Annotated in this window: 19 protein-coding genes; 11 read left to right on the top strand and 8 right to left on the bottom strand. The window is 70.2% G+C overall.

Annotation, left to right across the window (positions count from 1 at the left end):
- Positions 1–16: 16 nt before the first annotated feature.
- A complete protein-coding gene (gene nrdH, locus NS283_RS01320) occupies positions 17–250 on the bottom strand; it encodes a glutaredoxin-like protein NrdH (protein WP_058595077.1) in 234 nt (77 codons plus the stop codon).
- 385 nt (positions 251–635) lie between these two features.
- Between nrdH and NS283_RS01315 the strand changes: the two genes are divergently transcribed.
- Positions 636–1,841, top strand: a complete 1,206-nt coding sequence (locus NS283_RS01315) for an MFS transporter (protein ID WP_058595076.1) — start codon at positions 636–638, stop codon at positions 1,839–1,841.
- A gap of 65 nt (positions 1,842–1,906) precedes the next feature.
- Here NS283_RS01315 and NS283_RS01310 read toward each other — a convergent pair whose 3' ends face one another.
- Positions 1,907–2,311, bottom strand: a complete 405-nt coding sequence (locus tag NS283_RS01310; RefSeq protein WP_058595075.1) for a hypothetical protein — start codon at positions 2,309–2,311, stop codon at positions 1,907–1,909.
- Between the two features lie 78 nt (positions 2,312–2,389).
- On the opposite strand from NS283_RS01310, the gene NS283_RS01305 reads away from it, so the two are divergent.
- From NS283_RS01305 to NS283_RS01290, 4 genes are all read left to right on the top strand, one after another.
- Positions 2,390–3,553, top strand: a complete 1,164-nt coding sequence (locus NS283_RS01305; protein WP_153003247.1) for an acyl-CoA dehydrogenase family protein — start codon at positions 2,390–2,392, stop codon at positions 3,551–3,553.
- The gene (locus tag NS283_RS01300; RefSeq protein ID WP_058595107.1) at positions 3,553–4,824 is read left to right on the top strand and encodes a DUF445 domain-containing protein; all 1,272 of its coding nucleotides are present in this window, start codon (positions 3,553–3,555) and stop codon (positions 4,822–4,824) included. Before NS283_RS01305 ends, NS283_RS01300 begins: the two co-directional genes overlap by 1 nt.
- Before the next feature lie 38 nt (positions 4,825–4,862).
- The gene (locus NS283_RS01295) at positions 4,863–5,213 is read left to right on the top strand and encodes a gamma-glutamylcyclotransferase family protein (protein WP_058595073.1); all 351 of its coding nucleotides are present in this window, start codon (positions 4,863–4,865) and stop codon (positions 5,211–5,213) included.
- 182 nt (positions 5,214–5,395) lie between these two features.
- Positions 5,396–5,860 carry a SixA phosphatase family protein gene (locus tag NS283_RS01290; protein ID WP_058595072.1) on the top strand — a complete coding sequence of 155 codons (465 nt, stop codon included), beginning with the start codon at positions 5,396–5,398 and terminating at the stop codon, positions 5,858–5,860.
- A 38-nt stretch (positions 5,861–5,898) separates the two neighbouring features.
- Here NS283_RS01290 and hutH read toward each other — a convergent pair whose 3' ends face one another.
- Positions 5,899–7,428, bottom strand: a complete 1,530-nt coding sequence (hutH, locus tag NS283_RS01285; protein ID WP_058595071.1) for a histidine ammonia-lyase — start codon at positions 7,426–7,428, stop codon at positions 5,899–5,901.
- A gap of 61 nt (positions 7,429–7,489) precedes the next feature.
- Here hutH and NS283_RS01280 point away from each other — a divergent pair, with 61 nt between their 5' ends.
- The gene (locus NS283_RS01280; RefSeq protein WP_058595070.1) at positions 7,490–8,263 is read left to right on the top strand and encodes an IclR family transcriptional regulator; all 774 of its coding nucleotides are present in this window, start codon (positions 7,490–7,492) and stop codon (positions 8,261–8,263) included.
- 129 nt (positions 8,264–8,392) lie between these two features.
- On the opposite strand, the gene NS283_RS01275 is transcribed toward NS283_RS01280, so the two are convergent.
- Positions 8,393–9,391: a LacI family DNA-binding transcriptional regulator gene (locus tag NS283_RS01275; protein WP_058595069.1), complete on the bottom strand. Its 999-nt coding sequence runs from the start codon at positions 9,389–9,391 to the stop codon at positions 8,393–8,395.
- Between the two features lie 187 nt (positions 9,392–9,578).
- On the opposite strand from NS283_RS01275, the gene NS283_RS01270 reads away from it, so the two are divergent.
- From NS283_RS01270 to NS283_RS01255, 4 genes are read left to right on the top strand one after another with little or no spacing between them, the layout of a single operon-like run.
- Complete coding sequence (locus NS283_RS01270) at positions 9,579–10,817, top strand: sugar ABC transporter substrate-binding protein (RefSeq protein ID WP_058595068.1); 1,239 nt, start codon at positions 9,579–9,581, stop codon at positions 10,815–10,817.
- A gap of 5 nt (positions 10,818–10,822) precedes the next feature.
- On the top strand, positions 10,823–11,956 hold the full coding sequence (locus tag NS283_RS01265) for a carbohydrate ABC transporter permease (RefSeq protein ID WP_058595067.1): 1,134 nt from the start codon (positions 10,823–10,825) through the stop codon (positions 11,954–11,956).
- The gene (locus NS283_RS01260; RefSeq protein WP_058595066.1) at positions 11,953–12,867 is read left to right on the top strand and encodes a carbohydrate ABC transporter permease; all 915 of its coding nucleotides are present in this window, start codon (positions 11,953–11,955) and stop codon (positions 12,865–12,867) included. The genes NS283_RS01265 and NS283_RS01260 overlap by 4 nt, the downstream gene beginning before the upstream one ends.
- Complete coding sequence (locus NS283_RS01255) at positions 12,864–14,810, top strand: glycogen debranching N-terminal domain-containing protein (RefSeq protein WP_058595065.1); 1,947 nt, start codon at positions 12,864–12,866, stop codon at positions 14,808–14,810. The genes NS283_RS01260 and NS283_RS01255 overlap by 4 nt, the downstream gene beginning before the upstream one ends.
- Positions 14,811–14,846: 36 nt before the next feature.
- On the opposite strand, the gene NS283_RS01250 is transcribed toward NS283_RS01255, so the two are convergent.
- Positions 14,847–15,323 (bottom strand): YbaK/EbsC family protein, encoded by a 477-nt coding sequence (locus tag NS283_RS01250; protein ID WP_058595064.1) that lies wholly within the window; start codon positions 15,321–15,323, stop codon positions 14,847–14,849.
- A gap of 235 nt (positions 15,324–15,558) precedes the next feature.
- Here NS283_RS01250 and NS283_RS01245 point away from each other — a divergent pair, with 235 nt between their 5' ends.
- Positions 15,559–16,632: a Glu/Leu/Phe/Val dehydrogenase family protein gene (locus tag NS283_RS01245; protein ID WP_058595063.1), complete on the top strand. Its 1,074-nt coding sequence runs from the start codon at positions 15,559–15,561 to the stop codon at positions 16,630–16,632.
- A 50-nt stretch (positions 16,633–16,682) separates the two neighbouring features.
- Here NS283_RS01245 and NS283_RS01240 read toward each other — a convergent pair whose 3' ends face one another.
- The 3 genes from NS283_RS01240 to NS283_RS01230 form a co-directional block, all read right to left on the bottom strand.
- The gene (locus NS283_RS01240) at positions 16,683–17,021 is read right to left on the bottom strand and encodes a histone-like nucleoid-structuring protein Lsr2 (RefSeq protein ID WP_058595062.1); all 339 of its coding nucleotides are present in this window, start codon (positions 17,019–17,021) and stop codon (positions 16,683–16,685) included.
- A 90-nt stretch (positions 17,022–17,111) separates the two neighbouring features.
- Positions 17,112–17,867, bottom strand: coding sequence for an acetolactate decarboxylase (gene budA, locus NS283_RS01235; protein ID WP_058595061.1), 756 nt, complete (start codon positions 17,865–17,867; stop codon positions 17,112–17,114).
- A gap of 2 nt (positions 17,868–17,869) precedes the next feature.
- Complete coding sequence (locus NS283_RS01230) at positions 17,870–18,277, bottom strand: histone-like nucleoid-structuring protein Lsr2 (RefSeq protein WP_428838641.1); 408 nt, start codon at positions 18,275–18,277, stop codon at positions 17,870–17,872.
- Positions 18,278–18,352 lie beyond the last annotated feature (75 nt).

The raw sequence follows: 18,352 nt of genomic DNA, 5'->3' as shown, positions 1-18,352 counted from the left end.
TGAGCCTGTCGCGGTGTCACGCCAGGCGCGACGCGAGCTCGTCGATCTTGTCGGGACGGAAGCCCGACCAGTGGTCCTCGTCCGTGATGACGACGGGGGCCTGCAGGTAGCCGAGCGACTTGACCTGCTCGAGGGCTGCGGGGTCCTCCGACAGGTCGAGCACGTCGTACTCGATGCCCTTCGAGTCGAGCGCGCGGTAGGTGGCCGTGCACTGAACGCACGACGGCTTGGTGTAGACCGTGATCGCCATTCTGTTCTCTTTCTCCCCTTGAAACTCATCTTCCGAGCGAGCGGGGCCCGCCGGGACCTCAATACTACATATGGGGACGGACATCAGGTGGAACCACAAGGGGTAGTAGTTACACGAGTGTGATTTTCCACCGCTCTCCCCATATACAACACAGGTTGTCCACGATTTCATCCACAGGTCGCGCCCCTCTTCGACGCCACGCGATGCCCGCCGTTCCGCGGATCTCGCCGGACCTTCCGGCATCCATCCACAGCTCGCACGCTAGAGGGGGGTTCCGACATTGCACAGGGGGTGGATTTCGACCTCCGGCGTGTCGCGGCGTGTCGCGCCACGGCCTCCTCGCCGACCACCCGTCGATGTCGGAGGGGGGAGATAGCGTTGTCCCGTGGCCGGCTACCGCGAACTCCTCCGAACCCCGGGCGTTGGGCGTATCATCGCCGCCCAGCTGACCGCGCGCTTCCCCAACGGCATGACCAGCCTCGCCGTGCTGCTGCACATCGAGCACGTCACCGGCTCCTACGGAGCGGCGGGTCTCGTGCTCGCGGCGACGAGCGTCGGTCAGGCCATCTCGGGCCCGATCACGAGCCGCTGGATGGGCATCTGGGGAATGCGCCGCGTGCTGACCGTCACGCTCCTGGTGTGCGCCGCCGCGATCGCGACCCTCGCGCTCATCGAGATGCCCCTCCCCCTCTACATGACCCTGGGGCTGATCGCGGGCCTCTCGACCCCGCCGATCCAATCCGCGGTGCGCACCATCTACCCCAAGATGGTCAACTCGAAGCAGCTCACCCCGCTGTTCTCGCTCGACGCGTCGCTGCAAGAGATCATCTGGGTCCTCGCCCCGGTGCTGATCACCCTCGTCGCCACCCAGGCCGGCACGGTGCCGGGCCTGCTGCTCGTCGTCGTCATCCTTCTCGGCGGTGGCGCCTGGTTCATCCTGAGCCCCGAGGTCGGGCGGGTGCGCATCCCGCGCAGCCGTCGCGCGCTGGGCCGCGTACTCGGCAAGCCTCCCGTCCTCCTCGCCACGGCCACCGGTTTCCTGCTCATCGGAGCATGCGCCGCGGTCGAGGCCGGAGTCGTGGCGACCTTCGACCACGGCGGCCTCGAGGCGGGTCTCATCCTCGCCGTGTTCGCCGTGGGCAGCCTTGCCGGCGGCCTGTCGTTCGGTCACATCCCGATCGGCCCGTGGGCCATGGCGCGCCGCCTGGCGATCGTCGCCCTGGGACTCTCGCTCACCATCGTGTCCTTGAACGCGTGGTGGCTCGGCGCCACCCTCCTCGTCGCGGGCGCGGGCATCGCCCCCGCTCTCGCCGTGATGTTCGCGATGACCTCGGCGAGCGTCCGATTCAGCGAGACCGCCGAGGCCTACGGGTGGATCAGCACCGGCCAGCTCATCGGTGCCGCCGCGGGCTCCGCCGTCGCAGGTTTCCTCGTCGACGGCATCGGCCCGCAGGGCGCGTACATCGCCGCGGCGGCTTTCGCCCTCGCCGGCTTCGCCGTGGCCGCTGTCTTCGTCAAGGGCTTCCCCGACCTGCGTCACCGCGACTCGACGCCGATCCCCGACACCGAACCGGTCGAGACGATCACCTGAGCCCGCAGCCCGGAACCGGCAGCCCGGCACCCGGAAAGAGCCCAGCACACGCCCGGCACCGAACCTCACTGGATCCGGCGCAACAACTCCAGCACGGCGAGCGCGTACGCGTCCGCGGGTTCGGGGTGGTCGAACACCACGCTCGCCCCGCCGACTGAGATCTCGACCTCGTACGTGTCCGACAGGCGACGCAGCGAGCGGAAGGCGCTGCGCAGCATCTCGCGCAGCTGCGACTCCGACGGCAGCCAGAGCGCGTCCTCGGTGGCCACCGAGTCCAGCGCCCACTCGGTCGTGCCGTTGAACGCGAGGATGCGCCCTGTCGGATAGTCCCGAGGCTCGACCGTCATCTCGCTCACGGTGAAGACGTCCGCCTCGAACTCGGGCTCGTCGAGCTGGAAACGGTCGCCGGATCGCGGATGCCACACCAGCCCCGCTTCGCGCAGGGCGAGGGCCATCTCGGTCGAGATCATGGCATCCATTCTGCGGGGCCATGAAGACTCTCGGGCCGGGACGCCCCGCCGCTCACCGACGACGACAGAATGGATGCCATGACCACCCCGTTCGATCCCGCTCGGTTCCTGCCCGACGACCTGCTCGCGCGCATCCGCGAACGGGCCGTGGCGCACGACCGCGACAATACGTTCCCGCAGGACGACCTCGATGAGCTGCGGGCGGCGGGCTATCTCGGCATCCTGGTCCCCACCGACCGCGGGGGTGCGGGCCTCACCCTGGCCGAGGCATCGATCCTGCAGCAGCGCCTCGCGGGCGCCGCGCCGGCGACGGCCCTCGCGATCAACATGCACCTGGTCTGGACGGGCGTGGCGAAGGTTCTCCAGGACCGCGGGATCGACGACCTCGCGTTCGTCCAGCGCGGCGCGGCGGCGGGCGAGGTCTTCGCCTTCGGTATCAGCGAGGCGGGCAACGACCTCGTGCTCTTCGGCAGCGACACCGAGGCGCGTCCCGGGGCAGACGGCGGCTATTCGTTTACCGGCACGAAGATCTTCACCTCGCTGGCCCCGGTCTGGGACCACCTCGGTGTGCACGGGCTCGACACCACCTCGCCCGATGCGCCGCGAATGGTGTTCGCCTTCCTCGACCGGACCGACGCGGTCGTGACGCGCGACGACTGGGACACCCTGGGCATGCGGGGCACGCAGAGCCGCACCACCGAACTCCACGGAGCGACCGCCCCCGCCGAGCGCGTCGTGCGCCGACTCGCGCCCGGGCCTCAGCCCGACCCGCTCGTGTTCGGGATCTTCGCGGTGTTCGAGATCCTCCTCGCCTCGGTCTACACCGGCGTCGCCCGTCGGGCCCTCGACCTCGCCGTCCAGACCGCGCACGCGCGGCGGTCGAAGAAAAGCGGCACGACGTACGCGAACGACCCCGACATCCGCTGGCGGATCGCCGACATGGCGATCGCCTATGACGCTCTGCCCCCGCAACTGGCCGGCCTGAGCACCGACGTCGACACCCGCGTCGACCACGGGGCCCGCTGGTTCTCGCTTCTCGCCGGCGTGAAGCATCGTGCCGTCACGATGGCCAAGTCGGTCGTCGACGACGCGATCCTCGTGGGCGGCGGGTCGTCGTACTCGGCGCACAGCGAGCTGAGCCGGCTCTACCGTGACGTGCTCGCCGGGATGTTCCACCCCTCCGACCCCGAATCCGCGCACTCCGCTGCCGCGACGGCGTGGCTCGGACCGGTGTCGTCGTGATGGCGCGGACCCCCACCGCCCTGCTGAGTCCCGCAGACCAGGAGCGACGGCGCGCCCTCCGCCGGATGAAGGGGGTCGCACTGGGCGCGTTGATCGGGATGGCGGTCATCTTCGCCGTCGCGTTCGCGTTCCAGCGCGACGTCACGTGGCTGCAGTACGTCCGTGCGGCAGCGGAGGGCGGCATGGTCGGTGCCCTCGCCGACTGGTTCGCGGTGACGGCTCTGTTCCGGCATCCGCTCGGCCTCCCGATCCCCCATACGGCGATCATCCCGCGTCGCAAAGACGAGATCGGACGCCAGCTCGGGGAGTTCGTCGAGACGAACTTCCTCGAGGGCGACGTGGTGCGCACCAAGCTCGAGTCGACGCCTCTCGCCGCGCGGGCCGGGGCGTGGCTCGCCGAGCCCGCCCACGCCGAGCGACTCGCCGCCGAGGGGGCGACGCTCGCGACGAGCATCCTGCGCGCTCTCAGCGACGAGGATGTGCAGGGCCTCATCGAAGACCTCGCGCGCGAGCATCTGCTCTCCCCCGACTGGGGCCCCTCGGTCGGCGGATGGCTCGAGCGCGTCGTGAGTTCGGGGGCGCATCACGGTGCCGTGGACCTCGCGTTCGACAACATCGCCGTCTGGCTGGGCAACAACCGCGAGGTGTTCCAGGGTCTGGTGTCCCAGCGTCTACCCGCGTGGGTGCCGAGCCTTGCGCTGCGACTGGTGGACGACACGATCTACCGCGAGGCCGTGAGCTTCGTCGACGCCGTCCGCGCCGATCCCCGCCACCAGGCGCGCGGCGCGATCGACGGATACCTGGCCCGACTCGCCGACAACCTGCAGCACGACCCGGCGACGATGATGCGCCTCGAAGAGGCGAAGGCGTCCGTCTTCGACAGTCCGCGCGTCCGCCAGCTCGCGGCCGACGCCTGGAACACCGCCAAGACCGGTCTGCTCACCGCGCTCGCCGATCCCGACAGTGCGCTGCGTCGACGCGCGAGCGCGGCCCTCGCCGAGGTCGGTGTCCGCCTCCAGAACGACGAGACCCTACAGCGGCGCGTCGACGGCTGGGTCACCGACGCGGCGGTCTTCGTGGTGGGGCGGTATCGCCACGACATCGCCTCGATCATCACCGACACCGTCGAGAGATGGGATGCCGAAGAGACCACCGAGAAGATCGAACTCATGGTCGGCCGCGATCTGCAGTACATCCGTCTGAACGGCACGATCGTCGGCGCCCTGGCGGGTCTCGCCATCTTCACGATCGCGCACCTCTTCTGGGGGTGACCGTACCGACCTCGCGTGCGGGTCGATAACCTGAGCGCGTGAGCGACGATCCGGGTCGGGAATTCCTCTTCTCGTACGGCACGCTGCTGCTGCCCGACGTGCAGCTCGACACGTTCGGTCGCCGCGTGCCGAGCGACGAAGACGCCCTGCCCGGCTACCGCCTCGAATGGGTCGACATCGATGACGAACGCGTCGCTCAGCTATCGGGGCTGGACTCGCACCCGATCCTGCGCCACACGGGTGATCCGCGAGATCGCGTGTTCGGACGGGTGCTCGAACTGACCGCAGATGAACTGGACGCGGCCGACGAGTACGAGGTCGCGCTGTACCGACGCACGTCAGCGGCCCTCGCCAGTGGGCGGGAAGCCTGGGTCTACGTCGGCATCTGAGAGCTGGCGCCCAGCCGTCGGATCGAAGCGCTCGGGCCCTCGCGCCGCTGACAGGGGTCCGCAGCACGCCGCACCCCGGAGCACCAGCCCCCGGCCGATGTCTGTGGCCGACGATATCGTTGTGATCGGTGGAACGCGGGCCGTGCCTCGAACCCGCGACACCGGCGTGACGCGGAGGAACGATGATCCAACTGGTGCTGGCGCGGCACGCGAAGTCCGACTGGGCCGGCGAGGGCCTCGCCGACCACGACCGACCGCTCAACGATCGAGGGCGACGCGATGCCCCGCAGGTCGCTCGCGCCGTGAGCCGCCGGGGTGTGCGCCCCGAGGTGCTGCTGTCGAGCACCGCTCTGCGCGCGGCGACCACGGCCGAGGCCTTCGCCGCCGAATTCGAGGTCGAGGTCACGCTTCGCGACGACCTCTACCTCGCCGATCCGGCGCAGCTCCTCGCGGCCGCACGCGAGGCCGGCTCGAACGAGGTGATGGTCGTCGCACACGACCCCGGGATGAGCGCGCTCGTCTCGCGGCTCGCCGATCGCGACGTGCGGATGGTCACGTGCGCCGTGGCGATCTTCACCTGGCACGACGGAACGTGGGACGACGTGGATGCCACGGCCCCCGACGAGTTCGAGGTGCTGACGCCGTAGCTCGGTGGCGGACAACCGGCCGCGCCGCCCCGCCCCGGTCACACCGCCGAGACCGCCACCCGCGCGACATCACCCGAGGCGACCAGCTCCGTCACGGCCTCGATCTCGGGCGAGACGAAACGATCCGGGCCCGGACCCTCGACCCGAGTCCGCACGAGGTCGCGGACGGCACCGGTGGCCGCCGCGGGCTGCAGCGGAGAGCGCAGGTCGAGGGCACGGCATCCGGTCATCACCTCGATCGCGAGCACGCGAGCGAGGCCGTCGAGCGCCCGGCGGAGCTTGCGCGCCGCGGCCCATCCCATCGAGACGTGGTCTTCCTGCATCGCACTCGAGGGGATCGAGTCCACCGAGGCGGGCGCGGCGAGGCGCTTGAGCTCCGACACGATCCCGGCGGCCGCGTACTGCGCGATCATCAGGCCGCTGTCGACGCCGACCTCGTCGGCGAGGAACGCCGGGAGCCCGTTGCTGCGCGCGACGTCGAGCGCTCGGTCGGTGCGTCGCTCCGACATGGATGCCACATCCGCCACCGCGATCGCGAGGAAGTCCAGCACGTAAGCGACCGGCGCGCCGTGGAAGTTGCCGTTCGACTCGACGCGTCCGTCCACCGTCACCACGGGGTTGTCGACCGCCGAGGCGAGCTCGCGCCCGGCCACCGCCGTCGCGTGCGCGAGCGTGTCGCGCGCCGCGCCGTGCACCTGCGGCGCGCAGCGCAGCGAGTATGCGTCCTGAACGCGCGTGCACTCCGGTCCGCGGTGGCTGGCGACGATGGGAGAGCCGGCTAGGAACGCCCGAAGGTTGGCGGCCGAGGCGGCCTGACCGAGCTGCGGCCGCAGCGCCATGAGATCCGCCGCGAAAACGGCATCCGTCCCCAGCTGCGACTCGACGGAGATCGCCGCCGCGACGTCGGCGGTGGTGAGGAGGGTTTCGAGATCGTGCGCGGCGAGGAGCAGCATCCCGAGCATTCCGTCGGTTCCGTTGATGAGGGCCAGGCCCTCTTTCTCGCGCAGGAGCACCGGCTCGATCCCCGCGGCGGCGAGCGCTTCTCCGGCGGTCATCGACCGCCCGTCCGCGTCGCGCACCTCGCCCTCGCCCATCACGGCGAGCGCCACATGCGAGAGCGGGGCGAGGTCGCCGGAGCACCCGAGCGATCCGTACTCGCGCACGATCGGGGTGATGCCCGCGTTCAGCAGGGCGGCGTAGGTCTCGACGACGATGGGGCGCACACCCGTCCGGCCGGTCGCGAGCGTCTGCAGCCGCAGCAGCATAAGAGCGCGCACGACCTCGCGCTCGACCTCGGAGCCGGTGCCGGCGGCGTGAGAGCGGATGAGGCTCGCCTGCAGCTGGGCGCGCCGGTCCTCGGCGATGAAGGTCGTGGCCAGGGCACCGAATCCCGTGGAGATGCCGTAGTGCGGCTGCGGGTCGTCGGCGAGCCCCTCGATCAGCGCGCGGGTCTGCGCGACGCGCCGCATCGCCTCCGCATCGACGGTGACCCGGGCGTCGTGCCGGGCGACGGCGACGACATCGGCGGGGACGAGGGGGACGGAACCGACGGTGACGATGGAGTGCATACGCCGATTCCATCGCGTGCGAGAGCGCGGAACGGCGGGGATCTGGCATCCTGTGTCTGTCATGCCAGACAACACGCGACCGCAGGTACCCGCCGCCGATCAGACGCTGCGGATCCTCTCGCTGCTCGCGCGCCAGCCCGGGCCGATCGCCGCGCAGACGATCGCGGCGTCACTCGGGATCCCCCGCTCGAGCACCTATCACCTGCTGGCGACGCTCGAGCAGCACGGATACGTGGTTCACCTGCCCGGCGACCGCCGCTGGGGTCTGGGCACCGCGGCGTTCGAACTCGGCGGCGGCTACGCCCGACAGCAGCCGCTCGCCCGATTGGGCCGCCCCCTGCTCGCCGCGCTCTCCGATCGCGTGGGCGAGAGTGCGCACCTCGCCGTGCTGGCCGGACGCGACGTGCTCTACATCGTCGAGGAACGCGCTCCGCGCCGCCCGACGCTCGTCACCGACGTGGGCGTGCGACTGCCCGCGCACCTCACCGCGACGGGTCGCGCGATGCTCGCGGCGCTCCCCCGCGAGCAGGTGCGGGCGCTGTTCCCGGATGCCACGGCCCTCAGCCAGCGTCACGGCACAGGCCCCGCGACCCCGCGTGAACTGCGCGAGGTGCTCCGGCTCGTGAGAGCCGACGGCTACGCGAGCGAGAACGGCGAGATCACGCCCGGATTCCGGTCCGTCGCCGCCGCGGTGCTCGACCACGCCGGGTGGCCCGCCGCGGCGGTGGCGATCACGTGGCCCGCCGACGGCCCCGCCCGCGATGCCGATGCGCTGGCGTCAGCGGCATCCGGAACCGCCGCCGAGCTCGCCCGCCGCATCGGCCGGCACGCCTGAAACCCGGCGCAGCGCAGGTTCGCGGCATGACGCGAGTCTTGGGGCGCGTTCTGCCGTTCGGGGCGTGATCTTCCGCGCCCCGAACGGAAGATCCCGCCCCAACCACCCGGCCGACCCGCGGGGAACGCCTCAGCGCACGACCAGCCGCGGCTCCACCAGCACGTGGGCACCGCCGGCGACGGCGGCGCGCGGGGCGACCACCGTCCCGTTCTCACCCATGAGCAGATCGAGAGCACCGGATGCCACGCGCTCGGGCAGCTGCTCGACACTCGAGAGTCCGAGCGCCTCGGCCGCGGGCGTGTTGTCGAAGCCGACGATGGTGACGTCGTCGCGTCCGGCGAGCGTGGCCGCGAGGTGGGCGCCGATCGCGAGGGAGTCGCTCGCGCAGACGATGCCCGTGACGCCGGAGTCTGCGGCCAGCCCCGCAGCAACGACATCGCGCGCGGCCCCGACGTTCTCTTCGACGACCCACCGCGGACCGTCGGCCACCGTCTCGCGCCAGCCGCGTTCGCGGTCGTCACCCGTTCCCGAACCCGCGGGCCAGCCGAGGAAAGCCACGCGGCCGCCGCCGCGCGCGAGGGCGTGCGCCGTCGCCGCCCTGGTTCCCGCGGCGCCGTCGACGTCGACCCAGAGGTGCGCCGGGGCTTCGACGTCGTCCTCGCCCCACGGGCGACCGAACGAGACGAACGGCAGGTTTCGCGCGGTCAGCCACCCGGTGCGCGGGTCGCCGTGGAAGGTGCCGGTGACGACGACGGCATCCACCTCTCCCCCTTCGAGCAGATCGCCGAGCCGCGCGATCTCCTCCTCGGGCGTGCGCGCCGCGTACAGGAGCACGCGCATGTCGCGGTCGCCGGCGCGCTCCGTGAGGGCATGGACGAAGCGGTCGAGGACGACACCCGAGATCCCGCCCGCGTAGGGATCGAGATGGATGCCGATGGTCGAGCTGCGGCGGGTCCGCAGGCGTCGCGCGGCGGCGTGGGGCCGGTAGCCCAACTCGGCGATGGCCGCTTCCACGCGCAGGCGCGTCGCTTCCTTCACGATGTCGGGGGTGTTCACGACGTTCGATACCGTCTGCCGCGAGACGCCCGCGACACGGGCGACATCGTCGACGGTAGGCGCTTTCGCCACGCAGTCCCCCTCGCTGCTCGACCCCGGCGGCGCGCGCCGCCAGACCGTCAGCCTAAGGCGCACGACAACCACTTGACAGGCGCGACCGGCCTTTCGTACGGTGGTCGCATCAAAGTTTGAACGTTCAAACTTTGACCCTCCGATCACATGCGGAGGGGTCGCATGCCTCATCGAAGGAGAGAGACACATGACACGGCATCCAGCCCGCCTCTGGCTCACCGCGGGCGCCCTGCTCGCCACCGGAGCACTCACGCTCACCGCCTGCGGCTCGGGCTTCAACGACAGCCCCGGCGAAGGGCAGGCCTCCGGAAGCGGAAAGCTCAGCATCCTCATCGGTTCCTCCGGCGACGCCGAGACCAAAGCCGTCACCGACGCGGTCGCGGCGTGGAGCGAGAAGTCCGGCGTCCAGGCCGAGGTCCAAACCGCCAACGACCTCCCCCAGCAGCTCTCGCAGGGCTTCGCCGCGGGTTCCCCGCCAGATCTCTTCTACCTCGCCCCCGAGGCCCTGGCCGGCTACGCGGCGAACGGGTCGATCGCGGCGTACGGAGACGATCTCGAGAACAAGAGCGACTTCTACCCCTCACTCGTCGACAACTTCACCGTCGACGGGAAGTTCTACTGCGCTCCCAAGGACTTCTCGACCCTCGCGCTCATCATCAACACCGACCTGTGGTCGGCCGCCGGGCTCACGGATGCCGACATCCCCACGACGTGGGACCAGTTGGCATCCGTCGCCCAGAAGCTCACCGCGGACGGGCGCGTCGGTCTGGCCTTCGGCGCCGAGTACCAGCGCGTGGGCGCGTTCATGGCGCAGGCGGGTGGCGGCCTCGTCACCGACGGCAAGGCCACGGCCGACAGCTCCGCGAACGTCGAGGCGCTGACCTACGTGAAGACCCACCTGAACGACGGCAGCTTCGCGTTCGCCTCCGACGTGGGAGCCGGCTGGGGTGGCGAAGCCCTCGGCACCCAGAAGGCCGCGATGGTGATCGAGGGCAACTGGATCACCGGCGCCATGAAGGCCGACTACCCCGACGTGAAGTACACCGTCGCCGAGCTTCCCGCCGGCCCCGGCGGCAAGGGCACGCTGCAGTTCACCAACTGCTGGGGGCTCGCCGCCGACAGCGGCAACCAGGAGCAGGCGCGCGACCTCGTCCAATACCTGACGAGCACCGACCAGCAGCTCGCGTTCTCGAAGGCCTTCGGACCGATGCCGTCGATCCAGTCCGCGGCTGACGCGTGGTCGTCGGCCAACCCCGACCAGACCGCCTTCCTCGCGGGAGCTGCGTACGCGCAGTTTCCGCCGAACATGGCTGGAGCCGCCGACGTCATCACCGACTTCAACGCGCAGCTGGAGTCGCTGAAGACGGGTGACCCGCAGGCGCTGCTGAAGACGGCGCAGTCCAACCTCGAGGCCATCGTCAAGTAATCGACATGAGCGCTCTCTCCACCGCGCCTCGCCGCGCCGGGTCGTCCTCCTCGGGGATCCGGCGCGGCGAGGCCGCCGCCGGCTGGCTCTTCACCGCTCCCGTGTTGATCATCCTGGGCGTGTTCCTGCTCGTCCCCGTGCTGATGGCGCTGTGGGTGAGCTTCTCGGACTGGACCGGGCGTGGCAGCCCCTTTTCGTCGAACGTCGGCTTCGTCGGCCTCGACAACTACGCCGCGGTCACCACCGGCGGCGGCCTGGCCGAACGCGACTTCGGCACGGCCCTGCGCAACAACGCCTGGTACGTCCTGCTGGTCGTGCCGTTGCAGACGGCGCTCTCCCTCTTTCTCGCGGTGCTGGTCAACCGCGCGATCCTGCGCGGTCGCGGCTTCTTCCGCACCGCCTTCTACTTCCCCTCGGTGACGAGCTCCGTCGCGATCACGGTGCTCTGGCTGTTCCTCTTCTCGTCGTCCGGAGCCATCAATGAGGTCCTGTCGTGGCTCGGCATCAATGGACCGAACTGGTTCAGCGACCCCTCGGGAGTCGTGCACAACCTCCTCGGTGCCGTGGGCGTCACGAGCGGCCCGACTTTCCTCACCGACAACACGCTGCTCGGCGTCTCGTGGTGGGACTGGCTCGCCGGTCCCTCGGTCGCGATGTCGGCGTTCATCCTCATGGCCGTGTTCACGACCTCGGGCACCTTCATGCTGTTGTTCATCGCGGGCCTGCAGAACATCGGCGGCGACGTGCAGGAGGCCGCCATGATGGACGGTGCGAACGGGTGGCAGCGCTTCTGGCGGGTGACGCTCCCCCAGCTCAAGCCCGTGCTGTTCACCGTGCTGACCCTGGGCCTCATCGGCACCTGGCAGGTGTTCGACCAGATCTACACCGGCACGCAGGGCGGCCCCGGAAAGACGACGCTGACCCCCGCCTACCTCAGCTACTCCGCCGCGTTCCTCTCGCAGCAGTGGGGGCAGGGGGCCGCGATCGCCTTCGTTCTGTTCGTCATCATCGTCGCTCTGACGATCCTGCAGCGCTTCGTCCTGCGCGACCGCCCGGTCTCGCGTCGACGCATCCGACAGTACGAGGTGCCGGCCACCGTCCAGAAGGCCCCCGCAACCGCGAAGGGAGGCACGCGATGACCGCCACGGCATCCCCGCAGACGACCGTGCTCGCCGAGCAGCGGCTCGCCGGTCCCGCACGCCCCGCTAAGCACCGTCTCTCGCGGAAGGCTCTCGGGTGGCAGATCGGCCTGTACGCGCTGCTCATCGTCCTCGCCCTGATCTACATCTATCCCTTCCTCGTCCAGGTGGCGACATCGTTCAAGACGGATGCCGCGGCCGCGGCCGATCCGATCTCGCTGACGCCGCAGCCCTTCACGTGGGCGGCCTACGAGCGGCTGTTCCTGAACTCCGACTTCCCCGTGTGGTTCGGCAACTCCGTCGTGGTGACCGTTTTCGTCACCGCGGGCCGGGTGTTCTTCAACTCGCTCGCCGGCTACGCGCTCGCGCGCCTGCAGTTCCGCGGACGCGGGCTCGTGTTCGCGGGTCTCGTCGCCGTGATGGCAGTCCCCACCGTCGTGCTGCTGATCCCGAAGTTCCTCGTGATCAACCAGCTCGGCATATACGACTCGTACGCCGGCATGATCCTTCCGCTCCTCGTGGATGCCGCCGGTGTCTTCATCATGAAGAACTTCTTCGAGTCGATCCCGCCGTCCGTCGAGGAGCAGGCGCGCATCGACGGGGCCGGCACGTTCCGCATCTTCTGGTCGGTCGTGCTGCCGATGGCGCGACCCGCGCTCATCACCATCGTGATCCTGTCGTTCCAGGGCTCGTGGAACGAACTGAGCCACTTCGTCATCTCCACCCAGTCCCCCGAACTCACCACCCTGACCAAGGGCGTCGCCTCGCTCGCGAGCGGCCAGCTCAGCCAGGGCAGCCAGTTCCCCCTCAAACTCGCGGCCGCCGCCATCATGACGATCCCCGTCGCCGTGGTGTTCTTCATCTTCCAGCGCCGCATCATGAACTCCAGCGAAGGAGCCGTCAAAGAATGACCACCGCCCCCACCACCTCACCGGCCGGGACGACCACCGAGACCACTCCCCTGCAGCCGCTTCTCGACGACGCGGTGATCGTGCTGCGCGCCCCCACCCAGGTGTGGTCCGACACCACGGGCGACATGGGTGCCGCCCCCGTGCACGGGGTCTACCACGGCGACGTGCGGCACGTACGCTCGCTCTCGCTGACCTGCGACGGCTCCCCGGTCGAATGGATCTCGGCCGCCCCCGACGGCACCTCGCGCCTCGTCCTCGGCGGACTGCTCCGCGGGCTCGACGACACGACCCCCGACCCGAAGGTGCGCCTGCTCCGCGACCGCCGCGTCGCCGACGGGCTCGTCAGCGAGACCTGGACCCTGCGCTCCCGCGTCGACCGGCCGATCTCGACGACACTGCGCCTCACCCTCTCGCCCGAGTTCGCCCAGCTGCACGAGGTCAAGTCCGGGCACGCGCACGCCCGCACCGCGGTCGTCGACATCGACGGCGACCGTGTCACGGTCGACGCCGGCGCGCAGGGCCTCGAACTCGCGGCTCCGGGGGGCCGCGTGGCATCCGGTCCCGAGGGGATCGAGGCGCGCTGGGAGGTGGAGGTCCCCGCCTTCGGCACCGCCGAGGTGGCCTGGACCCTCACCCTCCGCGACGACACCCTCGTCGTGGGTGCGGCGACCGCGCCCGCCCGGTGGGACGCAGCGGCGGTGGCGGCGAGCTCACCCGACCCTCGCCTCGGCCGCTGGGTGCGCACCGCCCTCGACGATCTCGACGCCCTCCGCCTCGTGCTGCCCGAGCATCCCGACGACGAGTTCTTCGCCGCGGGTGCCCCGTGGTTCTTCACGCTATTCGGACGCGATTCGATCTGGGCCGCGCGCCTCGCTCTCCCCCTCGACAGCGAGATCGCGGCATCCACTCTCCGCGTTCTCGCGCGCCTGCAGGGCACCGACGACGACGCGCAGACGGCGCAGGAGCCCGGCAAGATCCTGCACGAGCTGCGGGCGTCCGCGCTCGAGATGCCCGGTGAGGGCATCGTGCTGCCCCCGAAGTACTACGGGAGCGTCGACTCGACACCGCTGTGGATCTGCCTGCTCGGCGACGCGTGGCGTGCGGGCATGCCCGTAGCCGAGGTGCGCGAACTGCTGCCGGCGCTGCGCGCCGCGCTCGGCTGGATCCGCGACCACGGCGACAGCGACGGCGACGGCTTCCTCGACTACATCGATCGCCTCGGCACCGGCCTGTCGAACCAGGGGTGGAAAGACTCCGGGGATTCGATCCAGTGGCGCGACGGTCGCCTCGCCGAGGGCCCCATCGCCCTGTGCGAGGTGCAGGCCTACGCGTACGAGGCCGCTCTCGCCGGCGCCGCTCTCCTCGAGGAGTTCGGGGAAGGACCGGATGCCGCCGACGCGGCGTTCTGGCGATCCTGGGCCGCCGATCTCAAGGCGCGCTTCGCCGAGGCCTACTGGGTCGAGACCCCCGAGGGGCGCTACCCGGCTGTCGCCCTCGACCGCGCGAAGCGCCCGGTGGACACGCTCACCAGCAACATCGGCCACCTGATCGGCACCGGCATCCTCGAGCCCGAGGAGGAGGAGCACGTCGCTGCGCTGCTGCTGGGCGAGAGCATGTCGACGGGGTACGGCATCCGGACCATGTCGACGGATGCCGCCGGCTACTGGCCGCTGTCGTACCACGGCGGCAGTGTGTGGGTGCACGACACCGCGATCGCCGCCCATGGGATGCTCCGGGCGGGACTCCGCGACGACGCCCGAGCGGTGGTCGAGGGGCTGCTCAACGCCGCGGAGGGCTTCGCCTACCGGGTTCCCGAGCTGCACGCGGGCGACCCGCGCAGCCACTCGTCGGTGCCGACCCCCTACCCCGCGGCCTGCCGCCCCCAGGCCTGGTCGGCCGCCGCCGCGGTGGTCTGCCTGACCGCGCTCACGCCTCACGCCTGACCCCGCGCGCCGCCTCCTCGGGGGCGCGCGGCGGGCTCAGTCGACCTTCGCGACCGTTCCGCCCGTCAAGCGAACGAGCTCGTCGAACGTCAGGGGGAACACGGTGTGCGGGGTGCCGCCCGCCGCCCAGATCTCGGGGAACGCGGCCAGGTCCTCGTCCACGATCGTGGTGAGCGGCGCGGGGTGCCCCGTCGGGGCGACACCGCCGATCGGCTGACCCGTCGCCGCGAGGACCTGCTCGGGCGTCGCTCGGCGGATGGTGCCGCGTCCCAGGCGTTCGGCCAGCCCTCTCGTATCCACCCGGTGCGCTCCGCTGGTCATCACGAGGAGGGGCTCGTCGTCGCTCCAGAACACGAGGCTGTTCGCGATCGCCCCCACTTCGATGTCGAGGGCCGCAGCGGCCAGGGCCGCCGTGGACGCGGCATCCGGAAGGACGATGATCGTGCCCGCAATGCCGGCGGACTCCAGCGATGCGGCGACGAGACGGCTGCGAGTGGGGAGGGCGTCGGTCATGCCCGACAGCCTAGAGCCACGCGCGCCGCGGTCCGTCCGGCGGAGTTCTCCCCCGACACGCCCGCAGCGGCCGCTCCCAAACGGCGTGTCGCCCGCCAACTCCGCCTGACGGCACACCGACGGGCGCGCCGCCCTCGCGCCCGGAGCGCGCGCGAGTCAGAATGGAGGACGGATGCCGCAAAGCCGCGGCACCCGGAGAGCGCCACCCACAAGGTGGCCGACGACAAGGATCGCGATGACCCACGCCCTGCCCCTGCCCGATTTCGCCCACGAACGCGTGGAGGTGGTGACGGGAAGCCGCAGCGGCCTCTTCATCGCCGTCGCCCTCCACTCATCGGTGCTGGGCTCCGCTCTCGGCGGTGCCCGCCTGTGGACCTACCCCACGTGGAGCGATGCTCTCGGCGACGCTCTCCGCCTCTCAGCGGCGATGACGCTCAAGAACGCCTCCGCGGGCCTCGATGCCGGGGGCGGGAAGTCGGTCATCGGCCTGCCGCCGGGCACGGTGCTCGACCCCGACCGACGCCGCGCCGCGTTCCTCGACCTGGGTGACGCCGTCGAAAGCCTCGGCGGTCTCTACCGCACCGCCGAAGACGTCGGTTCGACCACCGACGACATGCTCGTGGTGAGCGAGAGAACCTCCCACGTCGTGGGCCTGCCCGAGGCGGGCGGCGGCTCCGGCGAACCCGCCGGCCCCACGAGCCTCGGCGTCTACGCCTCACTCATCGCCACCCTCGAGCGGAGTGTGGGCGTCCGCGACGTCGCCGAACGCCGCATCACCGTGGCCGGACTCGGTCAGGTCGGCAGCCGACTCGCCGCCCGCCTCGCGTCCGAGGGCGCCGTGCTCACGGTCACCGACGTGAATCCCGCCAAGCGCGCGCTCGCCGCCGAGCTCGGGGCCGCGTGGGTCGAGCCGCACGAAGCGCACCTGGTCGCCGCAGACGTCTTCGTCCCCGCCGGCATCGGCGGTGTGCTGACCGACGAGGTCATCGATGAGCTGGACGCCCGCGCGGTCTGCGGCCCCGCCAACAACCCGCTCGCGGATCGATCCGGGGCCGACCGGCTGGCGCAGCGCGGCATCCTGTACGCACCCGACTTCGTGGTGAACGCCGGCGGGGTCATCTACCTCGACCTCGAGGCCAAGCAGCGCGGAACCCGCGACGAGATCATGACGCGCGTGGCGGGTATCGGCGACACCCTCCGCCGGATCTTCGACGAAGCCGAATCGCGCGGGGTCACGCCGCTCGCCGCCGCCGAGGGAGTCGCCGCGGAGCGCCTGCGCGAAGGCGCCAGCTCGGGCGCACTGGTCTGAACACGAAGAATCCGGATGCCGCGCTCTCGCGGCATCCGGATTCTTTTCGGTCAGTGTGCGGCGTCGTACGCCGAGAGAACAGCGGAGGAAATGCGACCGCGCGGATTGATGGAGTGCCCGTTCTTTTCCGCCCAGGCACGCACATCCGCGAGGTCTCGAGAGGAAGGAACACGGCCGCGCGAAGCGCGATGTGCGGCATGGTTCGATGAGCCGATCGAGCGCGCCGCCGTCGTGAACGGTTCGAATGCCTCGCGCAGCTTCGCGGCATTCCTTTCAGAGAGATCGATCTCGTAGGCGCGACCCTCGAGAGAGAATGTGATCGTCGATCCGCTTTCGAGGACGGAACCGTCGAGATCGTCGATCAGCTGTGTGATGTGCTTCTTGGCCATGCCGCGATCATAAGACCGGCGTTATGGAGCCACGGGGCGAAAGAATGGTAATTCACCCCTCGACTAACCCGCCGATCGGAACACATCTCCTCACCCCTCTGAGCGAGAAGCACCGCCCTCAATCGCACCGATCCGGCGGTCCTCATCGTGCGTGAGTTCGTTCGAGAGGAATTCGTCGTCGGTAGGCAGGTGAAGCGCGAATCGCGCATACGCGGATACCCGCAGAACCGCCTCACGGATGGAGATCTCCAGAACATGACCGCCGAGAGCGCGGTCCTCGCTGAGGAAATGCAGGTGCAGACCCGCAACGGTGATGCCCTGATAGAGGCCCGGCATCCAGAACCCCACGACCGTTCCGCGCACGTCGTGCGACACGGTCTCGATCTGCTCCGCGGTGACCTCGGCGAGACGTCGGAACGGCGGTTGTTCGCGCGGCGTGAGGCGCGTGCGAACCCGCGCCACGACGCCGTCCAGGCGGATCGCGTGGAACAGGTTCCGGCTGACGAGGACGCCGTCGATCTCCGCCGCGAGCGCCGGTCCGTCGAGGTCGCGGACGGCGCGGGAGAGCGGATCCCCGAAAGAGCACATGTCGAGGAACGGCATGGTCTCGTCGTCGCTCATACGACGCGGAGGCCCGTCCGTGGTGCACGCGAAGAATTCGCCGTCGACCACGATGACCTCGCCACCGAATCGCTCGCAGCAACCGATGCCGGTATCACCGAGGGCGCGCGCGTCGCCCACGGTGATACCGGTGGAATACAACCCACCCAGAAGGGCGTCGAGAGCGGCGAATTGCGTGACGACACCCGGGGTGATCACTGCTGCGGGGCGAATGTCCCCCGGCACGATCAGGACTGGGCGGCTGAATACGCTTCGAGCACCGTCGCGGGAACGCGACCGCGATCGCTCACCGTGTGCCCGTTCGCCCGCGCCCACTCGCGCACCGCGCCGAGGTCCAGGTCGTTGTCGCGGCGTGCGGCACGAGGGCGACGCGAGGTGGTCGTCGTCCGCGAGACCGAGCGCGCGGCGTCGACGAAAGGAGCGATGGCGTTGTAGAACTTATCCGCGTTGCGGTTCGACAAATCGATTTCGTAGGCACGACCTTCGACGGAGAAGGTGATCTGCTTTCCTTCGCCCTCTTCGAGAACGGAGCCGTCGAGATCGTCAACAAGGTGAGTGATGTGCTTGATTGCCATGATGCTTAAAACGCTACACCTTTTATGCAATTGACAGCGACATTCAAGAATGTGGTACACCCTGTCGCTCATCTTCAGGGGGCGATAGGCACGAGCGACGAGAAGCGCTATCCTCCCCCGTGGCGTTCGCACCGA

Origin of the sequence: Microbacterium testaceum (assembly GCF_001476285.1) — a bacterium.
Classification (GTDB): domain Bacteria; phylum Actinomycetota; class Actinomycetes; order Actinomycetales; family Microbacteriaceae; genus Microbacterium; species Microbacterium testaceum_B.
The sequence above is the reverse complement of the archived record's forward strand: the minus strand, read 5'-3'. Positions and strand labels throughout refer to the sequence as shown.